The sequence below is a fragment of the Streptomyces sp. NPDC001858 genome (genome assembly GCF_053594615.1).
Genome location: NZ_JBSFEV010000009.1, coordinates 56671 through 69479, shown reverse-complemented (window position 1 = coordinate 69479; position 12809 = coordinate 56671). Strand labels below are relative to the sequence as shown.

Genomic DNA, 12809 nt, shown 5'->3' with positions numbered 1-12809 from the left:
AACACACCGTGTGATCAGTGGCACACGCTCTTGCGCTCCCGATCGCGGGGATAGTTACATTGCGTAGATCATCTTGCATGATCGAAAACGGACGGAAATTGCGCATGTCCATTGAAACTGGCACCGATCTCGTTCAATTTCGCGCAGACCTCAAAAGGTATGCGGATATAGCCGAAGTCGATTTCAATGACCGGGCGGTGGAACAGCTGGTCGACGTCTTCGCCGAACAGTTCGCCACGGGAACCATCACGGTCCGCACGACGACACACGACGCCTCCAGGCGCAGCGTCAACTTCCGTTATATGACGCCCGACATGCCTCACGACCCCGTCGCGATCGCGCGCGAGCACGGGCTGCTCCCCGACAGCACGCACCCGCTGAACAAGCTGCTGGACGAGGTCACCGAGAAAATCCCGTTGTGGTGGGGGCTGGACGCGTCCGTCGGGCTCGGCATGCAGAAAGTCTGGGCGTTCTTCGAGCAGCCGCTGGAGTTCGACGCCATCGCCGCTCTCGAGAACATACCCGCCTCCGTACGCAATCATCGTGAGCGGTTCACCAGGGCCAGGATCAATAAATTCGCCATCCTGGGAATGGATTTCCGGAACAACACGATGAACCTGTACTCGGAGATGCTCACTCCGGGCTACTTCTCGCGGGACGAAGTCGCCGAGATGATCCGCGACATGGAATCCCCGCTGCCCAGCGACGAGGAGCTCGGGCGCGACACCGAAAACATCAACACCTATTACACCTTCGACTGGGACTCCCCCGCGGCCCGCAGGCTCTGCTTCACCGTTCCCTCGACCGGGGAGAACTTCCCGTGCCACTGGCACCCGCTCGCCGCCCGGTTCGCCACCGAGGCGCCGTTCCAGGCGGCGCAGCGAGGGATGATCTTCAACACCACCTACGGTCCCACCGGGGGCTACATGAAGATGGAGGCCGACTACACCGGGGACGCGGCGACCCGGGTCTTCGGCCACTGGAACCGGTGACGGGGCGACCCGCTCCGAAGGGCTGACGAGAAACAGACCGACGGGAAACGGAACGGCCGGCCCACCGAGCCGCCCCGGAGACGGGGCGGGTCGACGGGCCGGCCGTGGCCGTACCGGGTGCGGAGGTCAGGCGGAGGTGACCGACGGGTAGTCGGTGTAGCCGGTCGCGTCGCCCCCGTAGAAGGTGTTGGGGTCGGCCGTGTTGTACGGGCCCTCGGTCTTGAGGCGGGCGACGAGGTCCGGGTTGGCCAGGTACGGGCGGGCGAAGGCCACGGCGTCCGCGATGCCTTCCTCGAAGACCTCGGCCAGGGCCTTGTGCGGCGCGTCCACGTCGTACAGGGGGTTGAGGACGAACGGCCCCGACCAGGCGGCGCGCACCTTGCGCGTCAGGTCGCGATCCCGGGTCTCCCGCATGTGGACGTAGGCGAGCGGCAGGTCCGACAGGGCGTCCAGCAGCGCGGCGTACAGCTCGGCGGGGTCGTTCTCGACGATGTCCTGGTCGGTGCTGCCGGGCGAGATGCGCAGGCCGACCCGGTCCGCGCCGATGGCCGCGGCGACGGCCTTGACGACCTCGACGGGGAAGCGGACACGGTTCTCGACGCTGCCGCCCCAGCGGTCGTCACGCAGGTTGACGTTGTCGGACAGGAACTGCTGGAGGAGGTAGCCGTTGGCGCCGTGGATCTCCACACCGTCGAAGCCGGCCTCGATGGCGTTGCGGGAGGCGGTGACGTGGTCCTCGATCGTCTGGAGGATCTCTTCCTCGGTGAGCTCGTGCGGGACGCCGTTCTCCGTGGGGCCGTCCGCGGTGTACGTGACACCGGGCGCCTTGACCGCGGAGGGGGCCGCCGGCGAGTGCCCGGTCAGGAGGGTGTGGCCGATCCGGCCCGCGTGCATGATCTGCGCGAAGATCGTGCTGCCGGCCGCGTGGACGGCATCGGTGACGGGCCGCCACGAGGCGACCTGTTCCGCGTTGTGCAGACCGGGCGTGGCGATGTAGCCCTGTCCGACCACGCTCGGCTGGATGCCCTCCGTGACGATCAGTCCGGCGCCGCTGCGCTGCGTGTAGTACGTGACCATGACATCGGTGGCCAGCCCGTCCAGACTCGCGCGGTTACGCGTCATCGGGGCCATGAACACACGGTTCGCCGCGGTGGTGGCGCCGACGGTGACGGATTCGAATGCGTGAGTCACGACTGTTCCTCTCCTGGCACCCGGACAGGTGGTGATCCGGGGGACGGCGTGGGGCGACCCTCGCACGGGTTGGCGAGGGCCTTGTCCTCAAGTAGTTTACGGCTCAACTAAGTTGAGCGCAAACAGCTCCCCAACTCCTCCCACCCACCGTGCTCACCGCCGCCGCGGCAAGGCGCACCGGGCGACCGCGGGGCAAACGTGAGCGGGCGCCCGTCCACAGGGTGTGGACGGGCGCCCGCCGTTCGGCACTCGGGCCGGGTCGTGCGACCTACTCGTCGCCGTCCTCCGGCTGCTCGTCGGACTTCGCCTCGGCGTCGTCGACGTCCTTCTCCAGGCCCAGCTGCTCCACCAGCCACTTGTCGAACTCGATGGCCGCCCGCACCCAGCTCACCGTCGAGGAGACGAACAGCTCGATGTTGACGCCGGCGCCGACCAGCAGCTGCGCCTCGCCGATGAGGCGGACGGTGCCGTCGTCGTGGGTGTGGGTGTAGACCTTGGGCCACAGGGTGCGCCGGTTCCAGTCGTCGATCGACTCGAGGAGCTGCGCCTTGTCGTCGATCTGGTGGGGCCGGTCGTAGAACGTCCGCACCGAGTAGACCGACTGGTCCCCCTCGCCGCGGAACATGAAGTACGTACGGAACTCCTCCCACGGCGCCGCGAGGTCACCCTCGTCGTCGACGACGTACTTCAGCTCCATCTGGTCGAGGAGCTGCTTCACGAGATCCTGATCCGGGACGACGGGGCCCGCCGGTCCACCCTGGGGCTGCGGCTCGGGCTGGCCCCCGAAGTTCGGAATCGAGGACGGGTCGATGCTCACCGTGTTTTTCCCTTCGTACGGATCCCGCCATCCTCCCCCATGCGGGGAGGGGGGTGGCAAGCCCGGCCGGGACCTGTCAGCCGTGAGCTGACATGATCCGGCCTGTAGGGGGCAGCGACGGTTGCCGGCGGAGGGGAATCGTATGACGAGCGAACGAACCAGGGTGGAAGAGCAGCCGGCGCCGCGGGGCGGGACGCGGTGGGGGGTGCTGGCGGCGATCCTGGCGCTGCCCGTGCTGCTGGTGGTCGGTCTGCTGGTGCTGATCGCCGTCTGGGTGCTGACCGAGGACTCCTCCTCCGGCACCTCCGAGCACGGGGCCGGCCGGAACCCCTACGTGAACGCCGAGACCGCGTAGGCGCGGGTCTCGGCGTTCACGGCACGGTCGGGCGGGCGGGCGGCGCGGGACGGCCGTGGCCGCGGCGGGGCGCCGGCGCGGCTGCCGCGACCGCTACGGCGTCTTGCCGGTCGCCGGGCCCACGATCAGGCCCTCGCCGAAGGCGTCCACGCGGACCGTGTCGCCGTCCTTCACCTCGCCCGCCAGGATCTCCTTGGCCAGCCGGTCGCCGATGGCCGTCTGGACCAGGCGGCGCAGCGGTCGGGCGCCGTACGCCGGGTCGTTGCCCTCGTCGGCGAGCCAGGCCAGGGCCGCGTCGCTGACCTCCAGGGTGAGGCGGCGTTCGGCGAGCCGCTTGGCGAGCCGGTCGATCTGGAGGCGGGCGATCCGGCCGAGCTCCTCTTTGTTGAGCGCCGAGAAGACGACCAGGTCGTCGAGCCGGTTGAGGAATTCCGGCTTGAAGGAGGCCCTCACCACCTCCAGCACCTGCTGCTTCTTCTGCGCCTCGGTGGGCACCGGGTCGACCAGGTACTGGCTGCCCAGGTTGGAGGTCAGCACCAGGATCACGTTGCGGAAGTCGACCGTGCGGCCCTGGCCGTCGGTGAGCCGGCCGTCGTCCAGGACCTGGAGCAGGACGTCGAAGACCTCCGGGTGCGCCTTCTCCACCTCGTCGAGCAGGACCACGGAGTACGGGCGCCTGCGGACCGCCTCGGTGAGCTGGCCGCCCTCCTCGTAGCCGACGTAGCCGGGCGGCGCGCCGACCAGGCGGGCGACGCTGTGCTTCTCGCCGTACTCCGACATGTCGATGCGGATCATGGCCCGCTCGTCGTCGAAGAGGAAGTCGGCGAGGGCCTTGGCCAGCTCGGTCTTGCCCACGCCCGTCGGGCCGAGGAAGAGGAAGGAGCCGGTGGGGCGGTCGGGGTCGGAGATGCCCGCGCGGGCGCGGCGGACGGCGTCGGAGACGGCCTGGACGGCTTCGCTCTGGCCGATCAGCCGGCGGCCCAGCTCGTCCTCCATGCGCAGCAGCTTCTGCGTCTCGCCCTCCAGGAGGCGGCCGGCCGGGATGCCGGTCCAGGAGGCGACGACGTCGGCGATGTCGTCCGAGCCGACCTCCTCCTTGACCATGGTGTCCCTGGCGCCCCCGCCGGAGGCGGAAGATGTCAACGCCTCCTCGGCCTCCGAGGCCTCTTCCAGGTCGCGTTCCACGGCCGGGATCTCGCCGTAGAGCAGCTTGCTGGCGGTGTCGAAGTCGCCGTCGCGCTGGGCGCGCTCGGCCTGGCCGCGCAGTTCGTCGAGCTTCTCCTTGAGCTCGCCGACCCGGTTGAGGGACTGCTTCTCCTTCTCCCAGCGGGCGTTGAGGCCGCGCAGCTCCTCCTCCTTGTCGGCGAGGTCGCGGCGCAGCTTGTCCAGGCGCTCACGGGAGGCGGCGTCGGTCTCCCTGCCGAGGGCCAGCTCCTCCATCTTGAGCCGGTCCACGGACCGCTGGAGCTCGTCGATCTCGACCGGGGAGGAGTCGATCTCCATACGGAGGCGGGAGGCCGCCTCGTCGACGAGGTCGATGGCCTTGTCGGGCAGGAAGCGGGAGGTGATGTACCGGTCGGAGAGGGTCGCGGCGGCCACCAGGGCCGCATCCGCGATCTGCACCTTGTGGTGGGCCTCGTAGCGGCCCTTGAGGCCGCGCAGGATCGCGATGGAGTCCTCGACGCTCGGCTCGGCCACCAGCACCTGCTGGAAGCGGCGCTCCAGCGCCGGGTCCTTCTCGATCCGCTCGCGGTACTCGTCGAGCGTGGTCGCGCCGACCATGCGCAGCTCGCCGCGCGCGAGCATCGGCTTGAGCATGTTGCCGGCGTCCATCGCGGAGTCGCCGCCGGCGCCCGCGCCGACGACCGTGTGCAGTTCGTCGATGAAGGTGATGATCTGGCCGTCGGAGTTCTTGATCTCGGCCAGGACGGTCTTCAGGCGCTCCTCGAACTCGCCCCGGTACTTCGCGCCGGCCACCATCGCGCCGAGGTCGAGCGAGACCAGCCGCTTGTCCTTGAGGGACTCCGGCACATCGCCCTTGACGATCCGCTGCGCGAGCCCCTCGACGACGGCGGTCTTGCCGACGCCGGGCTCGCCGATGAGGACGGGGTTGTTCTTCGTGCGGCGGGAGAGGACCTGGACGACCCGCCGGATCTCCTGGTCCCGCCCGATGACCGGGTCGAGCTTGCCCTCGCGCGCGGCGGCGGTGAAGTCGGTGCCGAACTTCTCCAGGGCCTTGTACTGCCCCTCGGGGTCGGCGCTGGTCACCCGGCGCGTGCCGCGGGCCTTCTGGAAGGCCTCCTGGAGCCGCTTGGCGCTCGCGCCCTGCTGGGCGAGCACCTCGCCGGCCGCTCCGCCCTTGGCGGCGATGCCGAGCAGCAGGTGCTCGGTCGACAGGTACTCGTCGCCCAGCTCGCGGGCCCGGTTCTGGGCGTCGGCGACGACGGCCAGCAGCTCGCGGTTGGGCTGCGGGGGCGCGACGGTGGACCCGGTCACGCTGGGCAGCGCGCCGAGCGCCTTCTCGGCTCCGGCGCGCACGGCGGCCTGGTCGGCGTCCACGGCGGCCAGAAGGTCGACGATGTTCTCGTTGTCCTGCCCCTGGAGCAGCGCGAGCAGCAGATGGGCAGGGGTGAGGTCGGCGTGTCCCTGGGACACGGCTCTGCTGCTGGCCGCGTTGATCGCGTCCCGGCTCCGGTTGGTCAGCTCGGCGTCCACGTTCGCTGTTCTCCTCCTTGCGTCAGCGCTCTCCCGTACTGCACTGCCTCAGCACTGCACTGCACTGCTTCAGTACTGACTCAGTCAGCGTACACAAAGTTGAGTCTATTCCGCTCAAGGTTCGCGAAGATCGTTCGTGAGGTCGTTCGCGAAGACCGTTCGCGAAGGCTGCTCCGTGGCGTGCGCCGGGCGCCCGGAACGGGCTAGGTTCCGAAGCATGGCCGCACACACACAGGACCCGGGCGCCCCGGACGACGCATATCTCGCCTTCTGGCGCGAACGACATCTGTGCACGCTGACCACACCACGCCCGGACGGCAGTCCGCACGTGGTTCCGGTCGGAGTGACATACGACCCCGAGAGCCGTCTCGCTCGGGTCATCACCTTCAAGACGAGCACGAAGGTGGGCAACATCCTGGCGGCGGGCCCGGCCGGCGTGCGGGTCGCGGTGTGCCAGGTGGACGGCGGGCGCTGGGCGACGCTGGAGGGCCGGGCACGCGTGCGTACGGAGCCGGACCGGGTCGCGGACGCGGAACGCCGGTACGCGGAGCGCTACGGGCGCACGCCGACGCCCAACCCCGCGCGCGTGGTGATCGAGATCGAACTGACGCGGGCGATGGGGCGCGGATGACGGGACACGGGTGACGGCACGCGGGTGAGACGGGCGGCGTGACCGGATCCGTCCCCGTCGATTTCCGGCCAAGGCTCAACCGGGCGCATAGCCGGAAATATCCCCGGAAACTGCAGCGGCGTCACCGTGTTCAGGTCACGGTGACGCCGCTGCGGGGGGAAGTACCTGAGCGATCTGTTACGACGGGGGAATCGCGTCAGGCACTGCGGGGGGTGGCTGAGATGGTCTTCAGGGGCGGGGCCTCGGGCTCGACGAGCCGGTGGTCCCGCTGATCCAGGTTCACAAAAATCATTCCGTAACGAATGGCGCACCGCACGGGCTGCGGCGCTCCCCGGGGCTTGCGAAGGCACCGGTAGGCCCGTACGTCCTCGTCCTCGTCGCGCGTGACGACCACCGGCTCGCCGAACACCGTCACCATCAACGAGTCACCACTGTGGGGGATGGCGGTGACCAGATCGATGAAGTGCCAGCCGGAGCGGTAGGCGGTCGCCATTTCGCGGCGGAAGGAGCGGTCGTCGGGTGGCGTCGTCATGACTCGGCGGCCCACGTACTGTCGCCGTCGCCGATCGGAGCGACCCAGGTGCTGTCGCCCAGCGCGTCGGACGCCGTGACGACCCACGTGCTGTCCTTGAGCGTGGTGGACCACGTGCTGTCGATCGCCGAGACGCTTCCGGCGTCCGGGCTCCACGTGCTGTCTCCCGCCGCGTCGCCCGTCGTCCCCGTCAGGCCGCTCAGCGCCGCGAAGGCAAGGGCGGCGGAGAAGGCGGCGGCAAGCGCCGAGCGAAGCATTCTCTTATGCATAGTCGGCTTCGTCCTCATTTGAAGGTCACCTCTCCCCCGTCGACTACGACGATGGCCCATTCGGGCACGTCATGGCCACACAATCGATGCATCATGTTCCTGCACGTTCAGGACCCTGGGGGGTGGAGATTTGACGAAAAATGAGACAAAGCAGACACATCCTCATGCGTCGACTGAGCTGTGCGAGGAAGGTCGCCGTCTCTATGGGAACGCTCTTCGGACGGGACGCATCGCCCGTGCGGACGTGGAGCCTGCTCCGTGTTTGATGGAGTTCGCCCTGCTTCATGCCGACCCGGACGACGCGAACTGGCTGCGCCCGGTGCCCCCGTCGATCGCGCTGTCCCAACTGCTCAACCCGATCGAACGCGAGATAACCCAGCGCAGACGGCTGTCGGTGGAGCTCGCCGACGCTTTCGAGCCGTTCATGACCCTCAGCGCCCAGCCGACGCCGACGACCCACTCGATCACGGTGCTGGAGGGCATCGACCGCATCAACGCCGCGCTCGACCTGGCCACGGCCCAGTGCCAGACCGAGATGCTCACCGTCCAGCCGAGCCGCCGCCGGCTGGAGCACACCCTGATCCAGGGGCTCGAACGCGACCGGCCGCTGATCGAACGCGGCTGCCGCATCCGGACCCTCTACCAGCACACGGCCCGCTACAGCCCCGAAACCATCGCCTACGTCTCCCAGTTCACCGACGGCAAGGTGGAGTACCGCACCATCGACGAGCTCGTGGAGCGGCTGATCATCTGCGACGAGACCGTGGCCTTCATCCCCACCCGCGACGACGGCCAGGTCGCCCTCGAACTCCGGCACCCGGGGCTCGTCCGCTACCTCATCAAGGTCTTCGAGTTCATGTGGGGCCGCGCGGTCCCGCTCGCCACCGGCGCCCCCTACGAGACCGCGCCCGACGGCATCACGGACATCCAGCACTCCATCGCCAAGCTCCTCGTCGAGGGGCACGTCGACGAGGCGATAGCCCGCCGGCTCGGCATGAACGTCCGCACCTGCAGAGCCCACATCGCCAAACTCGCCACCGCCCTGGGCAGTGGCAGCCGCGCTCAACTCGGGTTCCTGATAGCCCAGTCGGGGATCCTCAAGCAGGAGCCCTGAGCGCGGCCCCCCACACGTCCTTGAAACGTCCTCGAAGATCCGCACAGCTGGAACGGGAGGAAGAACCGCAGTGAACGCGCCGCCGCACCCCCACCACGGCGTGGAGCACCTCTGCGCCCCGGGCACGAGACTCTATGAGCAGGCCCTGCGCTTCGGACGCGTCAAGACCGAGGAGGCCGAGGCGACGGCCCCGTGCCTGCTCGCCCTCGGCCTCGTGCACCCGGCCGTGGACGACGCGGCCCAGCTCGAACCCGTCGCCCCGGCCCTCGCGCTGCACCGGCTGCTGCGCGCCTCGGGCACCCGCATCGCCGAGGAACGGCGACGCGAGGAGCAACTGGCGACGCTGTTCGAACCCCTCATGCGGCTCACCGGCGGCCGCACCGCCCCCACCGACCCCGCCTCGCTGCGGCTGCTCAGCGGCACCGACCGGATCAACGAGGCCATCACCGAGGCGATGGCCGAGGCGACGAGCGACGTGCTCTGCGTCCAGCCGCATGTGCACTACAGCGGGCCGCGCGGCGAGACCGCCCAGGGCGTCGCCATGGCCCGCGACCAGGCCCTGCTCGACCGCGGCTGCCGCATCCGCACCCTCTACCAGCACACCCAGCGCCATGTGCCGCTCGTCCTGGCCCGCTACGAGCAGCTGCGGGGCGACGCGGAGGCCCGCACCCTGGACGAGGTCACCGACCGCCTCATCGTCATCGACGGCGCGGTCGCCTTCATCCCCGCCGGCGAGGACGGCCGGCTCGCCCTGGAGGTGCGCCACCCCGCCCTGCTGACCTACTTCACGACCACCTTCGACCGGCTCTGGCGGCTGGCCACGCCGATGTACCCGCAGGCGGTCCAGCGGCTCTCCCGGGACGGCGTCACGCCCCGCCAGCAGGCCATCGCCGCCCTGCTCGTCGAGGGCTGCACCGACGCCGTCATCGCCGACCGCCTCGGCATGAACATCCGCACCGCGCGCGTGCACATCGCCAAACTCGCCGCCACCCTCGGCAGCGAGAGCCGCGCCCAACTCGGCTACCTCATCGGGCAGTCGGGGATCCTCGACCGGGAACAGCATCGGGTACGGAGCCGGGAACCGAACCAGCAGCCTGCCCAGAAGCCTGAGCGGGAGGCTGCGCAGGGGCCTGAGCAGGGATCTGCTCCGGGGCAGTAGCCGAGGCCGACGGCAGAGCCGGAGCCTGAGCCGGGGGCGGGGACGGGGACGGGGACGGGTGCGGAGCCTGGGCCGGGGACGAAGCCGGGGACGGCGGTAGAGCCGGGGCCGGGTGCGGAGCCTGGGCCGGGGACGAAGCCGGGGACGGCGGTAGAGCCGGGGCCGGGTGCGGAGCCTGGGCCGGGGACGAAGCCGGAGCCGGCGGTGGAGCCGGGGACGGGGACGAAGCCGGGGACGGCGGTAGAGCCGGGGACGGGGACGAAGCCTGGGCCGGGGACGAAGCCGGAGCCGGCGGTAGAGCCGGGGCCGGGTGCGGAGCCTGGGCCGGGGACGAAGCCGGGGACGGGGATGGAGCCGGGGACGGGACGCTGACGGACGGGGCCGCCTGACCTACCGGGTCTGCCTGACCTGCCGGGCTCGTCCGATCCGCCAGATCCGTGTGATCTGTGTGATCCGTCAGGCCCGGCGGCCCAGCCGTCCGCGTCTCCGCCTCTCCTGACGGGCCGTCGAGGCCGACCTGGGCTATCCGCACGCCCAGTTGGGTCCGGCTGGCCGCGCCCAGGGTCTCCGAGAGGCGGGCGATGTGCGCGCGGCAGGTGCGCACGCTGATGCCCAGGCGTTCGGCGATCACCGCGTCCTGGTGGCCCTCCGCCAGCAGCGCGGCGATGGACTGCTCGCGGTGCGAGATGCCCTCGATCCGGGTGTCGGGGAGCGGCGCGGTGAGCGGGACCGCCAGCCGCCACAGCCGTTCGAAGACCGTCACCAGGTAGGCGACCAGGGCCGGGTGGCGCAGCTCCAGGGCCATCGTGCGGTCGGCGTTGGCCGGGATGAAGGCGACCGTGCGGTCGAAGAGGATCAGCCGGTCGATGACCTCGTCCAGGGTGCGGGCCTCCACCGCGTCGCCCATCAGCTCCAGGTAGTTGAGCAGCCCCTGGCCGTGCCGGGCGACATGGTTGTAGAGGTCCCGCATGCGCACGCCCCGGCCGCGCAGTTCGAGCGCGCGGTGCAGGCCCTCGGACAGCTCGTGCTCGCGCCGGATGCCGCCGGGCTGCACGGTGAGGACCTCGGTCGTGCACGCCTCGGTGGCCGCGTCCAGGGCGGCCTGGATGCGGGAGGGGCCGTCCAGGACCCGGATCGCCGCGCCCTCGCCGGCCGTCGCGGCCCGCGTGGGACCGCCCAGTCCGGCGTACCACTCGAAGGCGGCGACCGCCGAGCCCATCCGCCGCTGGCTCGCGCTCACCTCGTCGTAGAGGCCGCGCAGCAGCCGGGTCATGACCTCCTGCGGGGAGGTCGGCACCAGCCAGTCCATGTCGTCGGGGTCAGGGTGCAGCAGCGCCAGTTCGAGCAGGCACGGGACCGGCTCGGCGTCGGTCCGCGCCACCCGACCGCGCCGCACGGCCCGGGAATACACGCGATCCCCGGCCTCGCACAGTCGGTCGGCACCGTGTGGATGGTCCTCCGTCCCGTGCCCGGCCATCGTCCATCCCACCCCCGCCGTACGCCTGTTCCGGAGCGCAACTATGCGCGGACCGGAGCGGCTCCGCAACACGGCTCCTCCGGCCAATGCCGAAGAAAACCACCCGTCTGGGTGAGTTTCTACCGGCCTCCTCCCCTCGCACTGCAACAAGCTGACGGTGGTGCCGGGCGTGCACGGCGGTGCATCGTGGGGTCCGGGGCTTTCCCCCGGGTGCTCCCCACTCGGGGGAAAGAAGAACCGACCCGGCCGGACCACGGGGGAGTCCGGCCGGGCCAGGGGTTTTCCGGCCGCGGGTGCGGCGACGGCTACTTCAGGCCGATGGCCTCGCAGGCGGCCTTGAACGTGGCGGTGCAGATGTCGGCGACGGTGTAGATGCCGTCGGCGACGACGGTCTGCTCGATGTTCTTCTTCGTCAGCGCGACCACGGACACCAGCTTGGCCGGAATGTCCTTGTTCGTCGGGCTGTCGACCCGGTCCCGGGTGAGTGCGTCGAACTGGATGTTGCGGCCCTGGACCTTGGCGACGGCCGCCTCGGCGGCGGCCTCGGCCTCGCCCGGGTACGGCTTGTAGACGCTCATGTACTGCTCGCCGCTGATGATCCGCTGCACGGCCGCCAGCTCCGCGTCCTGACCGGTGATCGGGGGCAGGTCGCTGTCGCTGACGCCCGCCGCCTTCAGGGCCTTGATGATGCCGGCGGCCATGGCGTCGTTGGCGGAGTAGACGCCGGCGATGTCGTTCTTGCCGATCGCGTCGATCGCCTTCGCCATGTTGGCCTCGGCGACCTCCGGGCTCCATTTGTCGGTGTCGTACGTCTTCGCGATCGTGACCCGGCCGTTGAGCTCGTTGAGCGCGCCCGCCTTGAACTGCCCCGCGTTCGGGTCGGTGGGCGAGCCGTTCACCATGACGATCTTGTCGCTGAGCTGGGGGCTGCCGATGGCCTCCACCAGGGAGCGGCCCTGCACCTCGCCGACCAGCTCGTTGTCGAAGGAGACGTACCCGTCGATCGGACCCTCGGCGAGACGGTCGTAGGCGATGACCGGAATGCCCGCCTTCTTGGCCTTCTTCACCATGCCGGCGATGTCGTGCGAGTCCACGGCGTCCAGCAGGATGACGTCGACCTTCTTGTCGATCATCTGCTGCATCTGGTTGTTCTGCGTCTTGGCGGAGGCGCCGGCGTTCGCGTACTCGGTCTTGCCCTTGTTCTGCGTGAGTTCGGCGACCTTCTTCTTGATGATGGGGTAGTCGAACTCCGCATAACGGGTGTTCGTCTCCTCCGGCATCAGAACGCCCACGGTGATCGCGTCGCTCCGGGTCGGTGTCGCACCGGTCGCGCTCTCCGAAGCCCCCAGCATCCCGCATCCGGCGAGCGAGAGGGACATCGTGGAGGCGACCACGGATATGGCGATACGACGCATTTCAGGAGCTCACTTCAGGTGCGTTCTGGGCGGTGCGGACCTGGGGTGCGACATCGGGACCCAGGTGTGTAAAAAAGACAACGCGGCACCGACCGCCTCCGTCAAGCCAAACCGCCTAACAAAGTAGCAACATCACATTCCG

Annotated in this window: 11 protein-coding genes and 1 pseudogene; 5 read left to right on the top strand and 7 right to left on the bottom strand. The window is 69.8% G+C overall.

The features are described 5' to 3' along the window. Positions 1 to 77: 77 nt before the first annotated feature. Positions 78 to 992 (top strand): aromatic prenyltransferase, encoded by a 915-nt coding sequence (locus tag ACWCPF_RS15395; RefSeq protein ID WP_451045520.1) that lies wholly within the window; start codon positions 78 to 80, stop codon positions 990 to 992. Positions 993 to 1118: 126 nt separating this feature from the next. Here the strand turns inward: ACWCPF_RS15395 and ACWCPF_RS15390 are convergent, their stop codons facing one another. Then, a complete protein-coding gene (locus ACWCPF_RS15390) occupies positions 1119 to 2183 on the bottom strand; it encodes an alkene reductase (protein ID WP_451045519.1) in 1065 nt (354 codons plus the stop codon). 268 nt (positions 2184 to 2451) lie between these two features. Beyond that, on the bottom strand, positions 2452 to 3000 hold the full coding sequence (locus ACWCPF_RS15385; protein WP_451045518.1) for a YbjN domain-containing protein: 549 nt from the start codon (positions 2998 to 3000) through the stop codon (positions 2452 to 2454). 142 nt (positions 3001 to 3142) lie between these two features. Here ACWCPF_RS15385 and ACWCPF_RS15380 point away from each other — a divergent pair, with 142 nt between their 5' ends. Next, positions 3143 to 3355, top strand: coding sequence for a hypothetical protein (locus ACWCPF_RS15380; RefSeq protein ID WP_451045517.1), 213 nt, complete (start codon positions 3143 to 3145; stop codon positions 3353 to 3355). A 93-nt stretch (positions 3356 to 3448) separates the two neighbouring features. Here the strand turns inward: ACWCPF_RS15380 and clpB are convergent, their stop codons facing one another. Continuing rightward, entirely contained in the window at positions 3449 to 6070 is a 2622-nt protein-coding gene (gene clpB, locus ACWCPF_RS15375) for an ATP-dependent chaperone ClpB (RefSeq protein WP_451045516.1), read from the bottom strand. A gap of 217 nt (positions 6071 to 6287) precedes the next feature. Here clpB and ACWCPF_RS15370 point away from each other — a divergent pair, with 217 nt between their 5' ends. Next, complete coding sequence (locus ACWCPF_RS15370; RefSeq protein WP_451045515.1) at positions 6288 to 6701, top strand: pyridoxamine 5'-phosphate oxidase family protein; 414 nt, start codon at positions 6288 to 6290, stop codon at positions 6699 to 6701. 196 nt (positions 6702 to 6897) lie between these two features. On the opposite strand, the gene ACWCPF_RS15365 is transcribed toward ACWCPF_RS15370, so the two are convergent. Both ACWCPF_RS15365 and ACWCPF_RS15360 read right to left on the bottom strand, forming a co-directional pair. Further along, a complete protein-coding gene (locus ACWCPF_RS15365; RefSeq protein WP_069768324.1) occupies positions 6898 to 7233 on the bottom strand; it encodes a Rieske (2Fe-2S) protein in 336 nt (111 codons plus the stop codon). Next, positions 7230 to 7490 (bottom strand): hypothetical protein, encoded by a 261-nt coding sequence (locus tag ACWCPF_RS15360; RefSeq protein WP_451045514.1) that lies wholly within the window; start codon positions 7488 to 7490, stop codon positions 7230 to 7232. Before ACWCPF_RS15360 ends, ACWCPF_RS15365 begins: the two co-directional genes overlap by 4 nt. A gap of 277 nt (positions 7491 to 7767) precedes the next feature. Between ACWCPF_RS15360 and ACWCPF_RS15355 the strand changes: the two genes are divergently transcribed. Beyond that, positions 7768 to 8616 carry a helix-turn-helix transcriptional regulator gene (locus tag ACWCPF_RS15355; protein WP_451045513.1) on the top strand — a complete coding sequence of 283 codons (849 nt, stop codon included), beginning with the start codon at positions 7768 to 7770 and terminating at the stop codon, positions 8614 to 8616. Between the two features lie 70 nt (positions 8617 to 8686). Then, positions 8687 to 9775 carry a helix-turn-helix transcriptional regulator gene (locus ACWCPF_RS15350; RefSeq protein WP_451045512.1) on the top strand — a complete coding sequence of 363 codons (1089 nt, stop codon included), beginning with the start codon at positions 8687 to 8689 and terminating at the stop codon, positions 9773 to 9775. A gap of 496 nt (positions 9776 to 10271) precedes the next feature. On the opposite strand, the pseudogene ACWCPF_RS15345 reads toward ACWCPF_RS15350, so the two are convergent. After that, positions 10272 to 11252 (bottom strand): annotated as a pseudogene (locus tag ACWCPF_RS15345) (LuxR C-terminal-related transcriptional regulator); the annotation flags it as partial. 305 nt (positions 11253 to 11557) lie between these two features. Beyond that, positions 11558 to 12667 (bottom strand): sugar ABC transporter substrate-binding protein, encoded by a 1110-nt coding sequence (locus ACWCPF_RS15340; protein WP_451045511.1) that lies wholly within the window; start codon positions 12665 to 12667, stop codon positions 11558 to 11560. Between the last annotated feature and the right edge of the window lie 142 nt (positions 12668 to 12809).